Consider the following 18,964-nt stretch of genomic DNA (forward strand, 5'->3'; position numbering starts at 1 on the left):
TATGTCGACGATCATCCGCGACGTCCCCACCGACGCCCTCGAGACCAGCCGCATCGGCGACTTCCTCGGCTGGATCAACAGCAGATACGGCTTCTCCTTCACCGGTTGGGACGAGCTCTACACGTGGTCAGTCACGGACATCGAGGATTTCTGGGAGTCCGTCTGGGAATACTTCGAGGTGAAGTCCCACAGCCCGTACACTTCGGTGCTCGAGAAGCGGGTCGTGCCGCACGCAACGTGGTTCACGGGCGCAACGCTCAACTACGCCGAGCACTCATTCGGCGCTCCCGAACAGGCCGACGATGTGGCCGTGAGCGCGGTGTCTCAGACCCGTGACGACTGCACACTGACGTTTGCGCAGCTGCGCGCCGAGGTGACCCGCGTCCGCGCCGGTCTCGTGGACCTCGGTGTGGAGAAGGGCGATCGGGTCGTCGGCTACCTGCCGAATCAGCCCGAGGCCCTCGTCGCCTTCCTCGCCGCGGCGAGCCTCGGCGCGATCTGGGCCAGCTGCGCCCCCGAGTTCGGCACGCAGTCCGTCATCGACCGGTTCAGCCAGGTCGAACCGACGGTGCTCCTCGCCATCTCCGGCTACACGTACGGAAACAAGGCCGTCGACCGCACAGGAGAACTCGCCGAGGTCGTCGCCGCGCTCCCGACTCTCACCCACCTCGTCACCGTCGACTACGGCGACTTCAGAATCGACGAGCACACCCGCGACGCGTTCGCGTCCGGTTCGGGAGTCGACCACCCGATCGACGTCGTCGCCTATGCGCGGCTCGGGGCCACCTCGGCGGACGCGGACGGTGGAGCTACCTCGGCGGAGCTGGAATTCGCCCCCGTGCCCTTCGACCACCCCCTCTTCATCCTCTTCTCCTCGGGCACGACCGGCAAGCCGAAGGCCATCGTCCACAGCCACGGCGGCATCCTGCTCGAGACGCTGAAGAACCACGCCCTGCACTTCGACCTGGGACCGGGCAGCCAGTTCTGCTGGTTCTCCACGACCGCGTGGATGATGTGGAACACCCTGGTCGGCGGGCTGCTCGTCGGATCGGGCATCGTCATGATCGACGGCAATCCGAACTATCCGGACCCGAAGGAACTGTGGCGCATCGCCGCGAACACGAAGGCCACGCTCATGGGCGTGGCTCCGGGCGCGATCATGTCTGCGCGCAAGGCCGGGTTCAACCCCACGGAAGAGTTCGACCTGTCTGCCGTCTCGCAGTTCGGAGCCGCCGGCGCACCGCTGCCTGCCGCGGGCTACGAGTGGGTCATGGAGCAGTTCGGACCCGACGTGCTGCTCAACGTCGGCTGCGGCGGCACCGATGTGTGCACCGGCATCCTCCAGGCATCCCCGCTCACCCCGGTCTACTCGGGCGAGATGTCGGGAGTCTCCCTCGGATTCGCGGCGATGGCCTTCGACCAGGATGGCCATGAGGTCCGCGATGAACTGGGCGAACTCGTCATCACCCAACCGGTGCCCTCCATGCCCGTCACCTTCTGGGGGCCCGACGGTGATGCCCGCTACGAGGCCGCATACTTCGACACGTACCCCGGTATCTGGCGCCATGGAGACTGGGCGCAGTTCACCACCGGCGGCGGGGTCGTCGTCACCGGCCGCTCCGACGCCACTCTCAATCGGGGCGGGGTGCGGCTGGGCACCGCAGATTTCTATTCCGTCCTCGACACCATCGCCGAGGTGGCCGATGCCCTGGTCATCCACCTCGAAGATCCCGACGGGGGAATGGGTGAGCTCATCCTCTTCGTCCAGACCGAACCCGGTGTGTCATTCATCGACGAGCTGGCAATGCGGCTGCGTGCAGAGCTGAAGACTCGGCTCTCCCCCAGGCACGCACCCGACGAGATCGTGCCCGTGCACCGGATTCCGCTCGGTCGCACGGGCAAGAAGCTCGAGGTTCCCGTCAAGCGCATCATCCAAGGGGCGTCTGCCGATTCGGTGGCGAGCGCCGGTGCGCTGCAGGATCCGCGTTCGCTGGATGAGTACGTCGACTATGCACAATCACGGAAAGCAACACGGTCGCGGAGAGCAGAGGTGCGCGCATGAGCACGAATCCCACACCATCGGACACGGCCGCGGACCCTCAGTCGGGGGCCGCCCCGAACGCCGCTCTCACCGTCGCCGTCCTCGGCACCGGGGTCATCGGGGCCGCCTGGGCGACGGGATTCCTCGCCGCCGGACACACGGTCACGGCCTTCGATCCGGCCGACGGGGCCGAAGCCCGTCTGCGGACGCAGGTCGAGAGCAATCTCGCGGTCCTCGCTCACGACGACGCCGCCTCGGTGATGGAGCGCCTGCACTTCACGAACTCCCTGGCCGAGGCGGTGGGCGATGCCGATTTCGTCCAGGAGAGCGGTCCCGAGCGCCTCGAGGTCAAGCAGGCGATGCTCGCCGAAGCCGACGCGGCGGCACCCGCAGAGGCGATCATCGCCTCGTCGACCTCCGGATTCGCTCCGAGCGAGCTCGCAGCCACGGCCGCTGAGCACCCCGAGCGGATCGTCGTCGGTCACCCCTTCAACCCCGCACATCTCGTCCCCCTCGTCGAACTCGTGCCCACACCCCAGACTTCCGCCGAGGTCGTCGAGCGCAGTCTCGAGATCTACCGATCGATCGGGAAGAAGCCGATCCTCGTCCGGGCTGAACTTCCCGGTCATGTCACGAACCGACTGCAGGCGGCACTGTGGCAGGAGGCATACTCCCTCGTCGAGCGCGGTGTCGTCTCGGTCGCCGACATCGACAGGGCGATCTCCTACGGTCCCGGACTGCGGTGGGCGATCCTCGGTCCGCTCGTGCAGCAGGGCCTGTCCGGAGGTCCCGACGGGATGCGGCACCTCCTCGAACACCTGGGGCCGCCGCAGGAGGTGTGGATGCGGGATCTGGGGCGGGTCCACCTCGGCGAGGAACTGACCGACAAGCTCGTCGCCGGAGTCGATGATGAGCTCGAAGGCAGGGATCCGGTGCTCATGGCCAAGCAGCGCGACGAGATGCTGCTCGAACTCATCGCCCTCAAGCGCAGGTACGGGGAGCTGCCGTAGGGCTCCTCGCCTCCCGCCCGATATCGACCACCACTCTCCTGGAGCAACACTCATGATCTACCAGCCGAACATCGACCTCTCGACGATCACCGCCATCGACGTGCACACTCACGTCGAAGCCGATGATCACCAGCACACCTCGCTCGATCAAGAGCTCCTCGACGCCTCGGCGGGGTACTTCAGAGCACCGGTCCCTCGCACGCCCACGGTCGACGATCTCGCGACGTACTATCGCGAACGGAAGATGGCGGCTGTGATCTTCACCGTCGACGCCACGACCGCTCTCGGCGGCCACCCGGCCGTGTCGTCCGAGATGATCGCCGAGAAGGCCGCCGAACACAACGACGTCCTCATTCCCTTCGGATCGGTCGATCCTCTCAATACCGCCGCGGCGGTCACCCGGATCCATGATCTCGCCGTCGATTACGGGGTCCGGGGGATGAAATTCCACCCGAGCCTGCAGGGCTTCGACCCCAGCGACCGGACGTACTATCCGATCTACGAGGCCTGCGCCGAACACGGACTCGTCACGCTCTTCCACACCGGGCAGACCGGGATCGGTGCCGGTCTGCCCGGTGGCCGCGGCATCAAGCTGCGGTATTCGGATCCGATGCTCCTCGACGACGTCGCGGCGGACTTCCCCGAACTGACGATGATCTTCGCCCACCCCTCGGTGCCGTGGGCAGACGCCTCGATCTCGATCGCCACTCACAAGGCCAATGTCTTCATCGATCTGTCGGGATGGTCGCCGAAGTACTTCCCACCGCAGCTGACTCGGGCAATCGGGTCGATGCTCAAACATAAGACGCTCTTCGGATCCGACTTCCCACTCATCACACCCGAACGATGGATCAGCGACTTCGAGAAGCTCGAGATCAAGCCCGATGCCGTACCGCTGATCATGAAGGACAACGCAGTTCGGATTCTGGGGTTGTGAGAAGAAGTGGGAGGTTGACCTTCACCCTGATTGAGACCTGACAATGATCGTGTGACTGATTCAGACCTGATGCCGATCGGCACATTCGCCAGAATAGTCGGCCTGACTGCGAGCGCACTGCGATTCTATGACGATGTCGGAATCCTCCGACCCGAGCGTGTCGACGCCCAGACCGGCTATCGCTTCTACAGCGATTCGCAGGTGGCGTCCGCACATCGTTTGAGTCAGCTTCGCGATATCGGGATGCCGCTGGCGGACGTAACACGGTTCTTCGGTTCGGACAATGCGGAATCTCTGCGCATCCTCGGCGACCACATGTCGAAGGTCTCTGCCAAGACTGCACAGATGCAGCGATCCGCCGCACGCCTCAAGGATTCGCTCGGTGCGGATGCGTCGCTCACACTGTGCAGTCTGCCGGGTCCAGTCCTGGCCTCCGCGGTCGACCAGATACTCACCGCTGCCGCCGTCGATCCCGATTTTCCGGTTCTCAACGGCGTCCGGCTGGTCGTTGCACCTGATTCGGTGTCCCTCGCGGCCACTGATCGATACCGTTTCGCCATGCGCACGCTGGTGCCGCTTCAGCCGGCCTCAACCGATTGGTCCGGCACGGTGTCCGGCGACGACCTGCGCAACGCCGTCTCGGTAATCCGCAGGAGTGCAACAGTAACTCTCACTGCAGCAGGCAACCTCCTCTGCCTCCGCCTCAGTGACGGCTCGGTGAGTCACTGCCAGCTGACGGATGAGGCGTATCCCGACTTCCAGCAGCTCGTCGGCTCTCTGGCCACCGCAACTCATCGCTGCACGGTCGACAAACGACAGATTCTCCGAGTCTTGGAACAGCAGCAAGCGGAGCATGTCTGTCTCCGAGTCGACTCGGGTCGACTCCGACTTCTGCGTCCGGATGGCGATGTCGATCTCGACGGAACAGCTGACGGCTCCGAGCTGACACTCTGGTTCGAGATGACGACACTGTACCCGGCACTCGCCAGCGCCGTCGGAGATGATCTGCTCCTCGATCTCCGAGGGACAGATCAGCCGGCGGTCCTGCGATCTGCTGACGACGGTGACTTCACCACGATCGTCATGCCGTGCCGCGAACCCGCGGAGTAGACCCGAATCACAGCCCTCCTCGTGCGTCCTGCAGACATCTGCACCTCTCGCCCTCACCACTCATCGTCCTGACAGAAACGGACCATTCACATGACCTCATCCCCCGTCGCACCTGATTCCACCATGGAGATCATCGGAAGAGCCGTCGAGCTCGGACGATCCGGAGACGTCGCTGCAGCTCGAATAGGTCTGCTCGACGTGTGGCAGCAGATCGGTGCCTCCGGCGACCCATTCCATCGCTGCACCCTGGCGCACTATCTGGCCGATCTCTGCGACCATCCGGCCGAGGCACTCATCTGGGACACTCGCGCACTCGATGCCGCTGCGTCGATCACCGATGACCGTGCGCAACAGCACCATCACAGCCTCCAGGTTGCCGGATTCTATCCGAGTCTCTTCCTCAATATCGCGGACAATCTCCGCAGGTTGGAAGCCTTTGACTCTGCGCTGGAGCACATCACCCAGGCCGAAGAACGCTGCGGTGCTTTGCCCGATGATGGCTACGGTGAGACGATCCGGACGGCGATCCGTGAGGTGCATCGGTCCATCGACGATAGGGACTCCGCCCGCCGCGAGTCTGCTCCTGGCGCATCGTGAGTATCTGAGCCGTCACGGCAGCAGGACCGCTCACGTCACTCCACACTGATCCCGAGTTTACGGGCGAACAGTTCGGCGAAGAGCATCAGCTGCGTCTCGTCGATGGTGGCTCCGCGCAGCGAGTGCACTCCGGAGATCTTGTGCGGCTGCAGTCCGCGGATATCGACGTTGCCGAGTGTGGCTCCTTCGCATTGGAAGACACCGACTGTGCTCCCTGGGAAGGACACGCGGTTGACCTTCGCTCGGTCGAGGTCGATCTCATCGATGACGCAGTCACGGAACTCGACATCGGTGAGCTTGGCGCCGCGGAGGTTGAGGTAGGAGATGCGGCAGTTGCTGACCAGAACCTTCTCCCACACGCTGTCGTGGACGACCCCGGCACCGATCCGTGTGCCGCTGATTTCGGTGTGCAGGAGGTTGCCTCGCGGCATCGTCCACGTGTCGGCACGGGAGTCAGCGATCGTGGTGGCGGACAATCGCGCGCCGGTGAGATTCACCGGTGATTCGGTCTCGCCGAAGTTCACTCTGCTCAGGGACGAGTCAAGGAACGTCGCCAAAGAGGAATCCACCTCGGTGAGGTCGAGATCGGTGAATTCCATGCCCTCGATGAACTCCTCCGGACCAAGATCGCCGAGGTAGCCGGGAGTCAGTGGTCCGTTGTCGATCTTCGGTGGGCGGGGAGCGTCAGTCGTCATGATCGCAGGGTATCGGTTAGCGGTGACATGCGGCGTCTCCTCCACGGGCAGATGCCATGGACCGTTGACGCCAGTACTCGAGCGAGTAATAATTTACTCATGCAAGTACATTCGTCCTTGACGAACCAGGCACGCCGAGCGCAGATCGTCAAAGCAGCGATCAGCCTGCTCGCAGAATCCGGCTATCGTGTGGCAACATTCCACAACATCGCGAAACAGGCAGGGGTGAAGTCGACGCGGACGATCTCCTATCACTTCGCGAACAAAGACGACCTCATCGAAGCCGTCGTGTCGCATATCTACCAACTCATCAGCACGTATATGGCGGATGCCGGGCACCATCGGGCCTCCTCCCCCACCTCGGCGCTCGAAGGCTACGTCCGCGCCGCTGTGGGGCTGACCAAAGATCACCGGGACCCGATGAGTGCGCTGATGACGATCATGCTCGAACACCACCTGACAGAAGGACGCGAGGTCTACGGCGACGAGCAGGAATCCCATGTGGTCTCCGAGGTCGAACGGATCCTCATCGACGGCCAAGCAGCCGGCGAGTTCACAGAATTCGACACGACGATCATGGCCACGACGATTCAACGCTCGGTCGACGGAATCCCCTTCATCCTGCGATTTAACCCGGACCTCGACCTCGACCACTACGCCGACGAACTCGTCGCGACGTTCCATCGCGCCGTCGGTTCACCAGAAGGAAGGTCGTCACTGTCATGACTCAACGCAGCAGCAAAAGGAAAGCCGCATGGCTTCTGGTCGTGCTCACACCCCTCATCGCCGAACTGTCATTGGGCTCCACTCCGATCACGCTTGCCTGGTTTGTGATTCTCTGGGTCCCTGTCTATGGTGCCGGCGTGCTCCTGATCCGTGAGCTGACCTTTCGAGCCGGTCGCGGATGGCCGAGTCTGGTGGTCTTGGGAGTCGCCTATGAGCTCCTCGAAGACGGACTCGGACTGCAGGCCCTGACCAGTCCGCATCTCTACGATGCCGCTCAATGGGGCCTGCGCGTCTTCGGTTTCAATGTTCCCTATTGGGAGGCGAATGCGCTCTATCACATCGTCTTCACGGTCCTCATCCCCATCGCCCTCGTCGAACTCCTCTTCCCCGAGCAGCGCAGACGCCCGTACCTGAGGAAACGCACCACGACCCTCGTTGCCGTAGTGGCCGTCCTCGGCACTGCGATCCTTCGGGTGGCTGTGCCGCCTTCACAAGATCCCGGATATCAGGCTCCGATGCCATATATCGTCGCGTTTGCGATCGTCATCGTCGGCCTGGGCATCATCGCGCTCGTCGTGCTTCCCCGACGATTCGATTCCGACGGAACGCCTCTGTCATCACGAACGTCGCGGGCACTGGCGCCCGTGAATCTTTGGTGGTGGCGGATCGGGGCCGGCGCGGCAGTCCTGGTCGGAATGTACCTCACCTTCCCCACCTTCGGAGCAGAGCAGCCGGTCTTCACCCAGGGGTCACTCGTCCTGGTGCCGATGCTGCTCGCATTGGCTCTCACGGCTGTCTCCGCCTGGATCCTCAATGCGGCGTCGCGATCGGAACAATGGAACGAGCGCTCTACGCTCGCCGTGATCGCGGGGGCACTTGTCGCCCACACCGTGGGTGGGATGATCTTCCTCATGCCCAATACGATCAACCTCATCGGTCTGGTCGTCATCCTCGTCGTGACCGTCCTCGCGATGATCGGGCTCGATCGTCGCCTGCAAGTACGTATCTCGCGCGGGACAGCAGGCGATCACGTCCGCTGACTCTGCCTGTCTGTTCCCGACAGACTTCGCCGATGCCGATGAGGCTGGGCCCTCCCCACAGGGGTTCTCGGCCACTAGACCGCCAGCATGAAGCCACTGACGACGATCATGTCATTGCCGGTTGTCGACCCCGACCGCACGGCAGAGTTCTACCGCGACGGCCTCGGCCTCGAGACAGACGGGGTCGAGGACGGCATCGTCGCCTTCGAGCTGCCGAATCTGTCCGTCTTCTTCATTGCGGCAGACGAGTACGGTGAGTACCTCGCTCTTTCGGGGCCAGCAGGTTCGAAGGACCCGGTTCCCGGAGCCAGCATCATCTCCTGTGCTTTTGCCACCCGAGGGGAAATCGACGATGTCATCGACCGGGCCGTCGCTGCCGGCGGGTCCGCAGAGCCGGCGCAGGATGTCGACGCATCGTACATGGGCTACTTCGCCGACCAGGACGGGTACATCTGGGAGCTCGTCGCCAATGAGCAGACGGCGAAGGCGGCAACGTAAAGCTAGCTTCGGTCAAGAGCAGAAGAAAACACCTCCTTTCAATCGATACTCTTCGATCGGCAAAATCCCGATTCGGTCGTTGCGACGTGCATAACGAATGCGCCCGCAACTACACATTGTCTTCGTCTGCCGACGGGATGGAAGCAACCGAAATCGATTCTAATTCCGGCCCACAACGTAACGACAGCAAACTGAATCCAGTACTAACCCACAGCGTTTGAACTTGGCGCTACTTATACTCCGTTGCGAAAAGAGCTTGGTCGCGCTAGTTCACTATTTCGGAGTTCCACCGATCAACCCAACCGGATAGGTTCTGCGCAATCGCCTTTGAATCCTGTTCGATGAGTGCGCTGATCGCATCCTCGCCGTAAGGGATGAAATTGTCATTGAGATAGCTATCGTCCAATTTCACCTCCTTATTGGTTGGCCCCTCGGCGATCGCCTTGACGAATTCCGAGTTCGTTTTTGCCGCAAGTTGATAATCGATGTACGCATGTGCTTCGTCTAGCATGTTCGTGCCAGCGGGAACACACATTGCCGATAACACGGCGATGGCGCCTTCTTTCGGTACGACGAAGTCGACCGGTGCGCCACTCTTCTTCAATGCGCTAGCACGGTCCGCGTACCAGGGGCCCATATAGGCCTCACCAGATGATAAAAGCTTGCTCATCTCGTCAGGCGTCTTGTAGTAGGAGACAATGTTGTCCGACAACTTCTTGACTGCGCTGAATCCCGGGTCGATAGCGTTCTCATTTCCGCCATTCAACTTGGCCGACTGCACAAGAAACTGATAGCCAGCTGTTCCACCGATGTCACTTATGGCGATTTTGTCTTTAAGATTCGAGTCCCACAGGTCGTTCCAACTGTTCGGCGGAGTATCGACCTTCTCAGTGTTATAGGCGATTCCCGTCATCGACACCAGTTCCGCAACCCAATAACCTTCTTCGTCCACTGCCAACGGATAAATGTCACTTAGTGAGGAGAGTTTGTCCGTGTCGATCTTTTGCACGAGATCGGCTGCGATTGCTTGGTAAATGACCGCGAGATCCATATACGCAACATCGTAGGCTGGGCTGTCTTTCGGCGACGACTTCAAGCGAGCCAGGGCATCGCTCGAGATTGCGGTAGTTACGTCCACCGATGTGCCGCTGTCCTTCTGGAATGGCGCGACGACTGTATCCTCGACTGCCTTTTGGAACGTTCCTCCGAAGCTGTTGATCTGCAGCGAGGATCGATTATTTCCCCCGCTTTGTTCTCTCGGCCGGCACCCTACCAACAACGGGATGCTGAGCGTCGCTAGGCCAACGCCAGTCAGCAACTTTCGACGGTCCATGGTCGTCATAGTCATTCCTTCTTTGAATCCGAACTGTGCAATTGGGTTCTCTAGTGCTGTGTTCTCCCGGCGTCGACGGACACGGTCGACCCGGTGATATAGGAAGCGGAATCTGAGAGCAGAAAACTGACCGGTTCAGCAATTTCCCGCGGAAGTCCGATGCGCGGGATCATATAGTCGCTCAATGAGGCAGCCCGCTCGCGAGACTCCCCTTTGCGTCCTTCTTGCACTTGACGTGCCAAGGCCGTGTCGACCTGCCCGGGACAGACACAATTGACTCGGACGTTTCGACCAGCCAGATCCAACGCCATGGCTTTGGTAAGTCCGACTGCTGCATGTTTGGAAGCGACATAAGCCGCGAGTTGTGGAAGGGCGCGGAGTCCAGCTCCTGACGCGACGTTGACGATGCTCGCGGGGCGATGCATTAGCGGCGCGAACGCTCGTGTCGTATTCCGGATTCCGCCAACATTGACAGCGAACGTGCGTTCCCATTCTTCGTCTGTAGTCTCGAACACATCACCTGTGGGCGAGACACCTGCCACATTCACAATACCGTTGACGGTGAGTTCAGCATGTTTGAGGTCGTCTGCGATGTCCGACATCCGTGAGTAGTCACGAACGTCACATTCAAAAACGGCACTCTTGCCCGGAGCGCGGTCGAATCGGACCGAGGTGGAGCTCTGCGTCGCTCGAGGGGAATGGCCACTGTCCTTGCCAGCTTCTGACGAGGCCCGATCCAGCCCAAGGACCGAATAGCCCTCAGTGACCAGCTTCTCCAGGCAGGCCGCCCCTATGCCGTTTGATGCTCCCGTGACGATTACGAGTTTCCGATCGCCGAGAGCGGTCTTCAGATCTACGGGAGTCATCGACCAGTATTGCTTTCTCGAATTCGCGCAGCGTAATCCTCGCAAGCGATGAACTCACCGTCCCCCGATTCTAGAATGTGGCGGACCGTCTGTTCGAGAACAGTAAGTCGGGAGTGCCTGCCGATCACTTGCGGATGCATTCCGATTAGCATGTGCGTGCCTGGTTCGGTTCGTAGTCCCTCGAATTCGGCGATCCATGACTCGACAACTGCACTCGGGGCCGCCATAGTCCGCCCTGGAAGTCGGTTGGAATATAGGAAGAACGGCGCGTCGTCCAGTACCCAGGCAAACGGGAGTTCCACGATGTCGGTGACTCTCCCGCGGTCTGTGAGCCAATGCGCAGTGTCGCTGTCGAATAGGTTCGACGAGTAAGAGAAACCGAACTCCTCCATGAGCGTGATCGTGTTCTCTGTTAGCTCGCCTGCTGGAGAGCGCCACCCCTTCGGTTTCCGACCTGTGGCTGAAACGATGGCGTCCCACCCTTTCTGGAATTCCTCCCGCTCCGCAGACTCGTCCAATTCGTCTGACCACGTATGGGTGTAGCTGTGGTGTTCTACGACGTGTCCGCGCTCCAGAATTGACTCGACCGCAACAGGGTGATTTTCGATGACCTCCCCGGGAACGAAAAACGTGGCGGGAAGGTCATACCGAGACAGCAGACTCAATATCCTCGGCAGACCAACTTCCGGTCCGTAGGTACCTTGGGATACCCAAACAGGTTTGCCTTTTCCTTTCGGGTCTCTTGCTGTCCATAGGTTTTCTGCATCCATGTCGAAGGTCAGCATCACGGGAAGACTCATGGCATTTCTCCTTTAATCATCGAGGGTGATGGTGCTTTCAGGCAGACGTGTTCGGCGAGTTCGATGAGCCGTTCTTCGTCGAAGGGAACGGAGACGAGCTGGAGACCGACCGGAAGCCCGTCTATATGCCCGCAGGGAATAGTCACCGCTGGAAATCCGGTGAAGTTCATCAGGAATGTGTTAGCCACGAAGGAGGCACGTGCGTCCTCCGGCAACGGCTGGACACCCCGTGGAATCAGCGGAGCCGTGATCTGGACAGTCGGGGTGGCCACGATCAGGTCTTCTTCCAAGAGTGAGAAGATCGCGTCCGTGGCGTGGAATTGAGCTTCCAATCCGCGGGAGTATTCAGCGCCGGAGACCTCACGCGCTCCGCGCAGGTGGTGTCGCGCATAGTCGGTTAGCTGGTCACTGAATGGAGAATCCAGCAATTCGCCACCGCCGCTTGCCAGCCTGTCAGCTTTCATCATCGCGTAGAAGAGGTCCGTGTACTCTTTGCTCGGCAGTGAGCTGCCGTCATCAATGAGATCAACTGACAGCTCATCGGCGAGATTTGCCGCGGCAGTCTTCACGATGCGGCTCACTCGTGCGTCACATTTGACCATTCCGTTGCGCTCGATCCATCTTATTCCCCGGACATGGCCGCGACGAGTCGGCAGCACAGGCGGACAGATTCCACGACTGAGAGGATCGTCGGCATTAGCCTGAGTCATCACGTCCAGCATCAGCTGGAGGTCACGGGGAAATCTGGTGATCGGACCTGCCGCACTGAAATTCCGGGTGGAGATGCCGTGCCTCGATCTCGGCAAACGCCCGCGGCTTGGCATCAGTCCGAATACTCCATTGAGAGCGGCCGGAATTCTCACAGAGCCACCACCATCACTGCCAAGCGCGATCGGTGTCAGTCCCATCGCTACAGATGCCGCGGCTCCTCCGCTCGAGCCACCGGCTATTCGTCGACGGTCCCATGCATTTCTACATTCACCCATGAGTTTGTTCACTGTTCGGATGAACACTGCGAATTCAGGGGTGTTCGTCTTGCCGACGAGTACACCTCCGGCGTTGATCAGGCGTTCGACGGGCGCATAGCTCTCCGACGGCACATTATCGTCAAAGATTGTGGAGCCGTATGTCGTCCTCATGCCTGCAGTGTCGTAGGTGTCCTTGACGGAGAACGGGACTCCGGCGAGCGGCCCCGGATCTTTGCCTAGGGCGACCAATTCATCCACCCGAGCCGCTTGTTCCAGTGCCGCATCTTCGGCGACGGTTATGAACGAATTCAGTTGCGGCTCAAAAGCTCGGATGCGCTCGAGGTGAGCTGAGACGACATCGACAGCGGCGACCTCCCCGGATCGCACTTGCTCAGCGATCTCTGCTGCGGAACGATCGATCATGACCAGCCTCCCCACGCGCTCCAGCCCCCATCAACAGCTATCGTCTGTCCGGTGACGTAGCTCGCATCTGTGGAAAGTAAGAATTCGATTGTTGAAGCGACTTCCTGCGGTTCTCCGAATCGACCAAGTGGAGTGCGTTCTAGCACTCCGGAGGGATCAAGCAGTCCGGTATCGAAGTTGCGCTGGACCAACGGGGTCACTATCGTTCCCGGCGATACGGCGTTGACCCGCACTCCACGGGGACCCCATTCCGACGCGAGTCCCCGGACCAGCCCCTCGATACCTGCCTTCACCGCTCCGTAACCGACCCTCTCTGGGACCGCGAGGCGGGCAGCGACGCTGGACGTGATGACGACGGCGCCTTTGCTTTCCGCTAGAGGTGCGCTAGTTGCCCGACACAGTCGAGCGGCGGCCAATAAATGGGTTTCGAATAGTCGCAGCCACCCTTCGTCATCGATTTTCTCGAATTCTTTAGTCAGTCCCGCACCCGCGTTGCTCACCACGCCGGATAACTGTCCTGGCAGACTTTGCACAGCATCGAGGAGACTGTTGATCGTCGAGGTTTCAGCAACGTCTCCGCACACCGAGGCCACGCTCGCGCCCTTCGATCGAAGCGATCGTTCGACCGCAGCGGTCTCGGTGTTGTCCAACCCGTGAATGACGATGGCATGCCCAGAGTCTGCGAGCCGTTCGGCTGTGGCACGACCGATCCCGCTAGAGGAACCGGTGATCAGAACGACGCTCATGAATCAAACCTCTTTCGTTGAAAAATGTGTCGACAGGAAAACGATCACGACACTTATGCACACCAGCACCGATGAGATAGCTGCGACCGAAGGATCATTGGAATACTGGACGTACGAAAAGATTGTCACCGGGAGTGTTTCGAACCGGGAGCTCGTCAGGAAGAGTGTCACGACAGCCTCGTCGAACGAGATGACGAAGGCGAAGATCGCGCCGCTGATGATGCTGCCGCGGATGGACGGCAACACAATGTCGAAGAATGTGCGAAACGAACCGGCCCCCAGCGAATGGGCCGCGTCTTCTAGCCGTCGATCCAGAGACTGCAGGCCCGCGAGCACACTTCTCAAGACAAATGGCGATGCCACAATGACGTGAGCGAGCAGACCGCCGACGAACGTGCCATTGTATCCATATGAGGTGAGTACGAACAGCGCCCCCAACCCGAGAATGACTGCGGGCAGTGTCAGAGGCGAGAGGAAGATTTGCTCGAGTGCGAACCCGAGTCGCCCACCGAGACGACTGACGCCGAACGCCGCTGGAACTCCACAGATCACCGAGACTGCAGTGGTTGAGAGACCCAGCAGAGCACTGGTAATGAGCGACTGGGTGAAGGAGTCGTTGCCGAATGCTTCGCCATACCACTTCAGCGAGAATCCTTGTGGGGGAAAGTTCAGATAGCCTTCGGTTGTGAACGACGAGACGATGACCACGGCCAATGGTGCTATGACGAAGAGGATGATGACCGCGGTGATCATCCACAGGAGCACCTGAGGCAGTCGCAGTCGTCGGAGTTTCCTAGCAGAGCGAGGATCAGTTGACACGACGGAACACCACCTGAATGGAGAGAATGAGAGCGGTGAGGACCATCAGCACGATCCCCAGCGCGGAAGCCAACGGCCAGTTCTGCGACGTCATCGCTTGGTCATAGATCGACGTGACTATAGTTGACACTTTTCCGCCTCCGAGCAATTGCGGAGTTACCAGTGCGCTCATCGACGTCACAAAGGTCAGCACCGCCCCGGCGACAAGGCCGGGATAAGTCTGTGGAAGGGTGATTCGGAAGAACGCTCCGAGCGGTGTCGAGCCTAATGATCGCGCCGCATCCTCGAGTCGTGGATCAGCAGTGGCGTACGAAGCGATCAGGCTCATCGCCATGAATGGCATGTAGGTATGCACGAGGCCTATGACAACTCCAGTCGGACTGTAGAGCAGCTGGACGGGTATGCCCAGATCACTCACGAACGACTGAAGTAGCCCGTTCGAGTTGAGTAGAACTGTCCAGCCGAAGGTCTTGACAACAACCGACACCATCATCGGTGTGAGAACCACTGCTAGCAGCAGACCGCGAAGAACACGCGGTCCACGATTGATGAGATGAGCCAAGGGATAGGACAGCAGCGCAGCAATGACCGTCGTAACTGCCGCCATCGACAGAGTACGAAGGACGAGCGAACGATACAGCGGGCTGGAGAGTACGATGCCGATTTGATCCAAAGACCACGCCGGGATCTGAAGGCCAGTCCCCAAGTCGAACTGGTCAAATGAGAACCGGAGGACCGTGAGCATCGGGAGCAAAAAGCCGATGATGAAGATGATCGTTAGGGGCAACATCGGCAAGATCGATTTCCAGACGCCGGCACGAATTCGCTTGCTGCTTCGCGACATTCCGGCGCGATTGCCGGTGCTGGTTTCAACCGATGCTGATCGTTGCGCCGTGAGCAGCGACCCGGCCGTCGACGGTTCAATCGGCATGAGTCGGCCCGCTTCGATCACAATTAGGAATTAGAGCGATCTCCTCCGGATCAAAGCCCACTGTCAGTTGGTCTCCCGCCGCTATCCGGTGGGCGCCTGAAGCTGTCATCTGCAAATTTTGACCGTGCATCTCAATCTCAAGATGTGAAGTCGATCCGTAGTAAAACGACTCAGCAACCCTGGTCGCGAGTCGGGCGTGTCCGTCCGGCGGATTTGGCTTCAGCGCTTCCGGCCTGATGAGCATCTGGACTGTCGATCCGCTCGTGTAGTCATAAGGTCCGCGAGGAATTGGAAGTCGACCGCAGAAACATTCGATATCTACAGTCGACGAATTGACCGATCGCACTGTCGCGGGAATGAGATTGGCCTGCCCCACAAATTCTGCAATGAAACTGCTACATGGATTCCTGTAAATGTCGGCCGGACTGCCCAATTGCTCGATCCGCCCACCCGACAGTACGGCAATCCGATCAGACATACCGAAGGCTTCCTGACGATCGTGTGTGACCATTAGAGCGGTCAGACCACGATCGAGCTGAAGTCGACGTATCTCTTCGCCCACGTCTTTACGCAGGTTGGCATCAAGATTGGAAAGTGGCTCGTCCAAGAGCAGCACCTGTGGTTCCATCGCCAGCGCGCGCGCCAGCGCTACTCTTTGCTGCTGTCCTCCAGAAAGTCGAGACGGCTTCTTTTCCCCCTGCCCGCCGAGACGGACCAAATCAATGAGCGACTCAGCCGTCTTCCGGCGCGACGATCGCCCCACTCCCCGTATCCGCAACGCGTACTCAACATTCTCGAAAACTGACATGTGCGGAAACAGCGCATATGACTGAAACACTATTCCGATAGATCGCTTCTCGGGTGGCAATGATGAGACATCTTTGCCCCCGATGATGAGTTGCCCCTGACTTGGGTGGAGGAATCCGCCAATTGCGCGCAGTGCAGTCGTCTTTCCGCTTCCGCTGGGACCGAGGAGAGATACAAGTTCTCCAGCATCGACTTCGAGATCGAACCCCTCAAGAACGCGTGTGGAACCATAGTCGACTGAAATGCTTTTGATGTCGATCATCGTTGAATCGCCTCGTCTCTCCGTCATGGCTGGCGTCGCCCGAACCGGACGACTGGTCCGACCAGTAGTTCAGTGGTCCAGTATGATGAAGATAATTGTGAGCTATGACAAACTTCGAGTCAAGCAATGAGGAGGATCTATGACGTTTACCCCGGTAGAGCGATCCAGGGCGTTTGAGTCCGTCGTCGACCAGATTGAAGAGGCGATCTATTCAGGCGAGCTCGCTCCAGGCGATACCCTCCCTTCGGAAAGGGCTCTAGTCGAGACATTCCAAGTCAGTCGGTCATCGATTCGAGAAGCTCTACGGATACTGGAAAGTATGGGTCTGATCACGACACGCCCCGGCAGCAAAACAGGACCTTTGGTATCTCTTCACACCCGTTCAGGGATAACACGACTGCTGGCAGGGACACTTCGGACCAAGGGCGTAAGTCTTGCCGACCTCATTCAGTATCGAATGGTATCTGGAGAAATGGCGAATCGACTTGCCTGTGCCCGGCGAACGGATGCTGATCTCGAAGAGTTGGAAACCCTCGTCGCAAAAATGCAGGATGCCCTTGACGATGGCGAATTTGCCCAATTAGACGCACAGTTCCACGAACGCATCCGTTCAATCGCAGGCAACCATCTCATGAGTCTGCTCAACTCTTCGGTACAAGATGTCATCGTCGACCAAGTGTCAAGCTTGATATCCAGCTCAGACCGCCCCAGCGCTACTCGGGAAGAGTTCAACGCACTCCACCGAGAGATCATCGTAGCAATCCGTGAACGGAACGCCGGAGAAGCTGGCCGCATCGCCAAACAATCGCTCTACGACACCTATTCCCACTTGGTTGATGAGAAACGGCGAGTTGAACTGAGAATGCTATTGTGAGCACCCTAGGCAGCAGGGTTGCGAACGTGCCGCCTGTGATGGCTATAGCCGACCATCTGGGTGCGATGAATGTTTGGCGATTTCTGCACCCCACATAGGCGGGCCATCACATCCGCTGGTTGCGTGCGCTCTCGTAGATGCATACCCCGGCGGCGGTGCCGAGGTTGAGGCTTTCCGCTGTCCCGTAGATCGGCACGGCCACGGAGGAATCGCACAGGGCCAGATCGTCTGCGCTCATTCCCCACGCCTCATTGCCGAACACCCACGCGGTCCGGGCAGACAGATCCAGCCCGGTATCCCACGGATGGTGGAGATCGTGAGCGTCATCGTTCGCATCGGCGGCGAGCACCTGCAGGCCACGGGCACGGGCAAGCTCAGCCACTTCAGCGAGGCCGACACCCGTGACCACGGGAATGTGGAACAGCGAACCCGCGGTCGAGCGCACTGTCTTGTCGTTGTAGACATCCACCGACGAGGAGGTGAGCACCACGGCATCGGCCCCGGCGGCATCGGCCAGGCGGATGATCGTGCCGGCATTGCCCGGATCGCGGACCTGGGAGAGCACAACGATGAGCTGAGCTTCCTTGTCGACAACTGAGGTCAGCTGCACGTCAAGGGTCTTGCACACGGCCACCACGCCTTGGGAGTTCACGGTCGTCGCCAACTCGGTGAGCACCTCGGCGGTGACGATGTTCCACTGGATCCGCGCGTCCTTCACCGCAGAGACGAACTCAGGGTGAACCTCGGCGGACTCCTCGGTGATGAAGAGCTCCACGACCGACCCCGTCGACGCCAGCGCCTCACGCACGGCCTGCGGCCCCTCGACGAGGAACTGGCCGGTGAGCTTGCGATTACGGCGCCCCTGCAGCTTCGCGGCATTCTTGATCCGCTTGGATTGGGGCGAGGAGATAACGTCTGGAAGCTTCATGAGGTTCGTGGTTCCCGTGTTCTCGAGGTGGTCCGGACAGACTCAACGGCCCCGAACCTGAAGTTCGGGACCGTTGATGATCACGTCAGTGATCGGCAGTCTGTCTGTGGTGACGTCGCTCAGGCGGCGTCGGTCTTCGCTGCGTTGACGTCAGCAGGAAGAGCATCCTTGGCGACCTTGACCAGGTGCGCGAAGGTGGCCGAGTCGTTGACGGCGAGCTCGGCGAGCATACGACGGTCAACCTCGACGCCAGCGGCCTTGAGGCCCTGGATAAAACGGTTGTAAGTCATGCCGTTCGCGCGGGCTCCGGCGTTGATGCGCTGGATCCACAGGCGACGGAAGTCACCCTTGCGGGCGCGGCGGTCACGGTAGCTGTAGACCAGCGAGTGGATGACCTGTTCCTTGGCCTTGCGGTACAGGCGCGAGCGCTGTCCGCGGTAGCCGCTTGCCCGGTCGAGGATGACCCGGCGCTTCTTGTGAGCGTTGACCGCTCTCTTCACACGTGCCACGTGTTACTCCTTTGAAAATTCTCAATCAGCCGGCAGTGCCGGTC

At 60.1% G+C, this 18,964-nt stretch carries 20 protein-coding genes; 9 read left to right on the plus strand and 11 right to left on the minus strand.

From position 1 onward, the window contains the following. Position 1 precedes the first annotated feature (1 nt). From HK401_RS16355 to HK401_RS16375, 5 genes are all read left to right on the plus strand, one after another. Positions 2–2,062, plus strand: coding sequence for an acetoacetate--CoA ligase (locus HK401_RS16355; protein ID WP_181275730.1), 2,061 nt, complete (start codon positions 2–4; stop codon positions 2,060–2,062). Continuing rightward, positions 2,059–3,051, plus strand: coding sequence for a 3-hydroxyacyl-CoA dehydrogenase NAD-binding domain-containing protein (locus HK401_RS16360; protein WP_181275731.1), 993 nt, complete (start codon positions 2,059–2,061; stop codon positions 3,049–3,051). The genes HK401_RS16355 and HK401_RS16360 overlap by 4 nt, the downstream gene beginning before the upstream one ends. 52 nt (positions 3,052–3,103) lie before the next feature. Continuing rightward, complete coding sequence (locus tag HK401_RS16365; RefSeq protein ID WP_181275732.1) at positions 3,104–3,988, plus strand: amidohydrolase family protein; 885 nt, start codon at positions 3,104–3,106, stop codon at positions 3,986–3,988. Between the two features lie 51 nt (positions 3,989–4,039). Continuing rightward, the gene (locus tag HK401_RS16370; protein ID WP_181275733.1) at positions 4,040–5,098 is read left to right on the plus strand and encodes a DNA polymerase III subunit beta family protein; all 1,059 of its coding nucleotides are present in this window, start codon (positions 4,040–4,042) and stop codon (positions 5,096–5,098) included. A gap of 90 nt (positions 5,099–5,188) precedes the next feature. Then, positions 5,189–5,695, plus strand: coding sequence for a hypothetical protein (locus HK401_RS16375; protein WP_181275734.1), 507 nt, complete (start codon positions 5,189–5,191; stop codon positions 5,693–5,695). Positions 5,696–5,730: 35 nt separating this feature from the next. On the opposite strand, the gene HK401_RS16380 is transcribed toward HK401_RS16375, so the two are convergent. Further along, positions 5,731–6,390 (minus strand): pentapeptide repeat-containing protein, encoded by a 660-nt coding sequence (locus HK401_RS16380; protein WP_181275735.1) that lies wholly within the window; start codon positions 6,388–6,390, stop codon positions 5,731–5,733. A gap of 117 nt (positions 6,391–6,507) precedes the next feature. Between HK401_RS16380 and HK401_RS16385 the strand changes: the two genes are divergently transcribed. The 3 genes from HK401_RS16385 (at position 6,508) to HK401_RS16395 (ending at position 8,654) form a co-directional block, all read left to right on the plus strand. Then, positions 6,508–7,116 (plus strand): TetR/AcrR family transcriptional regulator, encoded by a 609-nt coding sequence (locus HK401_RS16385; RefSeq protein ID WP_181275736.1) that lies wholly within the window; start codon positions 6,508–6,510, stop codon positions 7,114–7,116. Continuing rightward, on the plus strand, positions 7,113–8,156 hold the full coding sequence (locus HK401_RS16390) for an AF_0692 family protein (protein ID WP_181275737.1): 1,044 nt from the start codon (positions 7,113–7,115) through the stop codon (positions 8,154–8,156). Before HK401_RS16385 ends, HK401_RS16390 begins: the two co-directional genes overlap by 4 nt. An 87-nt stretch (positions 8,157–8,243) precedes the next feature. Continuing rightward, a complete protein-coding gene (locus tag HK401_RS16395; protein ID WP_181275738.1) occupies positions 8,244–8,654 on the plus strand; it encodes a VOC family protein in 411 nt (136 codons plus the stop codon). Positions 8,655–8,919: 265 nt separating this feature from the next. Here the strand turns inward: HK401_RS16395 and HK401_RS16400 are convergent, their stop codons facing one another. From HK401_RS16400 to HK401_RS16435, 8 genes are read right to left on the minus strand one after another with little or no spacing between them, the layout of a single operon-like run. After that, entirely contained in the window at positions 8,920–9,996 is a 1,077-nt protein-coding gene (locus tag HK401_RS16400) for an ABC transporter substrate-binding protein (protein ID WP_181275739.1), read from the minus strand. A gap of 41 nt (positions 9,997–10,037) precedes the next feature. Continuing rightward, the gene (locus HK401_RS16405; protein WP_181275740.1) at positions 10,038–10,853 is read right to left on the minus strand and encodes an SDR family NAD(P)-dependent oxidoreductase; all 816 of its coding nucleotides are present in this window, start codon (positions 10,851–10,853) and stop codon (positions 10,038–10,040) included. After that, positions 10,850–11,653, minus strand: a complete 804-nt coding sequence (locus HK401_RS16410) for a polysaccharide deacetylase family protein (RefSeq protein ID WP_181275741.1) — start codon at positions 11,651–11,653, stop codon at positions 10,850–10,852. Before HK401_RS16410 ends, HK401_RS16405 begins: the two co-directional genes overlap by 4 nt. Further along, positions 11,650–13,044 carry an amidase gene (locus tag HK401_RS16415; protein WP_181275742.1) on the minus strand — a complete coding sequence of 465 codons (1,395 nt, stop codon included), beginning with the start codon at positions 13,042–13,044 and terminating at the stop codon, positions 11,650–11,652. Before HK401_RS16415 ends, HK401_RS16410 begins: the two co-directional genes overlap by 4 nt. Beyond that, positions 13,041–13,790, minus strand: coding sequence for an SDR family NAD(P)-dependent oxidoreductase (locus tag HK401_RS16420; RefSeq protein WP_181275743.1), 750 nt, complete (start codon positions 13,788–13,790; stop codon positions 13,041–13,043). The genes HK401_RS16415 and HK401_RS16420 overlap by 4 nt, the downstream gene beginning before the upstream one ends. Before the next feature lie 3 nt (positions 13,791–13,793). Then, the gene (locus tag HK401_RS16425; RefSeq protein WP_181275744.1) at positions 13,794–14,543 is read right to left on the minus strand and encodes an ABC transporter permease; all 750 of its coding nucleotides are present in this window, start codon (positions 14,541–14,543) and stop codon (positions 13,794–13,796) included. A gap of 55 nt (positions 14,544–14,598) precedes the next feature. After that, positions 14,599–15,540 (minus strand): ABC transporter permease, encoded by a 942-nt coding sequence (locus HK401_RS16430; RefSeq protein WP_181275745.1) that lies wholly within the window; start codon positions 15,538–15,540, stop codon positions 14,599–14,601. Further along, a complete protein-coding gene (locus HK401_RS16435; RefSeq protein ID WP_181275746.1) occupies positions 15,530–16,609 on the minus strand; it encodes an ABC transporter ATP-binding protein in 1,080 nt (359 codons plus the stop codon). Before HK401_RS16435 ends, HK401_RS16430 begins: the two co-directional genes overlap by 11 nt. 139 nt (positions 16,610–16,748) lie before the next feature. Here HK401_RS16435 and HK401_RS16440 point away from each other — a divergent pair, with 139 nt between their 5' ends. Beyond that, positions 16,749–17,483 (plus strand): FadR/GntR family transcriptional regulator, encoded by a 735-nt coding sequence (locus HK401_RS16440; RefSeq protein ID WP_181275747.1) that lies wholly within the window; start codon positions 16,749–16,751, stop codon positions 17,481–17,483. A 106-nt stretch (positions 17,484–17,589) separates the two neighbouring features. Here the strand turns inward: HK401_RS16440 and HK401_RS16445 are convergent, their stop codons facing one another. Then, positions 17,590–18,411: a TrmH family RNA methyltransferase gene (locus HK401_RS16445; RefSeq protein ID WP_181275748.1), complete on the minus strand. Its 822-nt coding sequence runs from the start codon at positions 18,409–18,411 to the stop codon at positions 17,590–17,592. A 119-nt stretch (positions 18,412–18,530) separates the two neighbouring features. Further along, the gene (gene rplT, locus HK401_RS16450) at positions 18,531–18,920 is read right to left on the minus strand and encodes a 50S ribosomal protein L20 (protein WP_166972574.1); all 390 of its coding nucleotides are present in this window, start codon (positions 18,918–18,920) and stop codon (positions 18,531–18,533) included. Positions 18,921–18,964: the final 44 nt, after the last annotated feature.

The organism is Brevibacterium oceani, from assembly GCF_013623835.1.
GTDB classification, from domain to species: Bacteria; Actinomycetota; Actinomycetes; order Actinomycetales; family Brevibacteriaceae; genus Brevibacterium; species Brevibacterium oceani.

Bases quoted from the DNA above. Each gene is read 5' to 3' on its own strand.
- HK401_RS16405 (WP_181275740.1), bottom strand. From the start codon at position 10,853: ATGACTCCCGTAGATCTGAAGACCGCTCTCGGCGATCGGAAACTCGTA.
- HK401_RS16390 (WP_181275737.1), top strand. From the start codon at position 7,113: ATGACTCAACGCAGCAGCAAAAGGAAAGCCGCATGGCTTCTGGTCGTG.
- HK401_RS16430 (WP_181275745.1), bottom strand. From the start codon at position 15,540: ATGCCGATTGAACCGTCGACGGCCGGGTCGCTGCTCACGGCGCAACGA.
- HK401_RS16445 (WP_181275748.1), bottom strand. From the start codon at position 18,411: ATGAAGCTTCCAGACGTTATCTCCTCGCCCCAATCCAAGCGGATCAAG.
- HK401_RS16395 (WP_181275738.1), top strand. From the start codon at position 8,244: ATGAAGCCACTGACGACGATCATGTCATTGCCGGTTGTCGACCCCGAC.
- HK401_RS16425 (WP_181275744.1), bottom strand. From the start codon at position 14,543: ATGATCACCGCGGTCATCATCCTCTTCGTCATAGCACCATTGGCCGTG.
- HK401_RS16435 (WP_181275746.1), bottom strand. From the start codon at position 16,609: ATGATCGACATCAAAAGCATTTCAGTCGACTATGGTTCCACACGCGTT.
- HK401_RS16420 (WP_181275743.1), bottom strand. From the start codon at position 13,790: ATGAGCGTCGTTCTGATCACCGGTTCCTCTAGCGGGATCGGTCGTGCC.
- HK401_RS16440 (WP_181275747.1), top strand. From the start codon at position 16,749: ATGACGTTTACCCCGGTAGAGCGATCCAGGGCGTTTGAGTCCGTCGTC.
- HK401_RS16360 (WP_181275731.1), top strand. From the start codon at position 2,059: ATGAGCACGAATCCCACACCATCGGACACGGCCGCGGACCCTCAGTCG.
- HK401_RS16400 (WP_181275739.1), bottom strand. From the start codon at position 9,996: ATGACGACCATGGACCGTCGAAAGTTGCTGACTGGCGTTGGCCTAGCG.
- HK401_RS16375 (WP_181275734.1), top strand. From the start codon at position 5,189: ATGACCTCATCCCCCGTCGCACCTGATTCCACCATGGAGATCATCGGA.
- HK401_RS16355 (WP_181275730.1), top strand. From the start codon at position 2: ATGTCGACGATCATCCGCGACGTCCCCACCGACGCCCTCGAGACCAGC.
- HK401_RS16410 (WP_181275741.1), bottom strand. From the start codon at position 11,653: ATGAGTCTTCCCGTGATGCTGACCTTCGACATGGATGCAGAAAACCTA.
- HK401_RS16365 (WP_181275732.1), top strand. From the start codon at position 3,104: ATGATCTACCAGCCGAACATCGACCTCTCGACGATCACCGCCATCGAC.
- HK401_RS16380 (WP_181275735.1), bottom strand. From the start codon at position 6,390: ATGACGACTGACGCTCCCCGCCCACCGAAGATCGACAACGGACCACTG.
- HK401_RS16415 (WP_181275742.1), bottom strand. From the start codon at position 13,044: ATGATCGATCGTTCCGCAGCAGAGATCGCTGAGCAAGTGCGATCCGGG.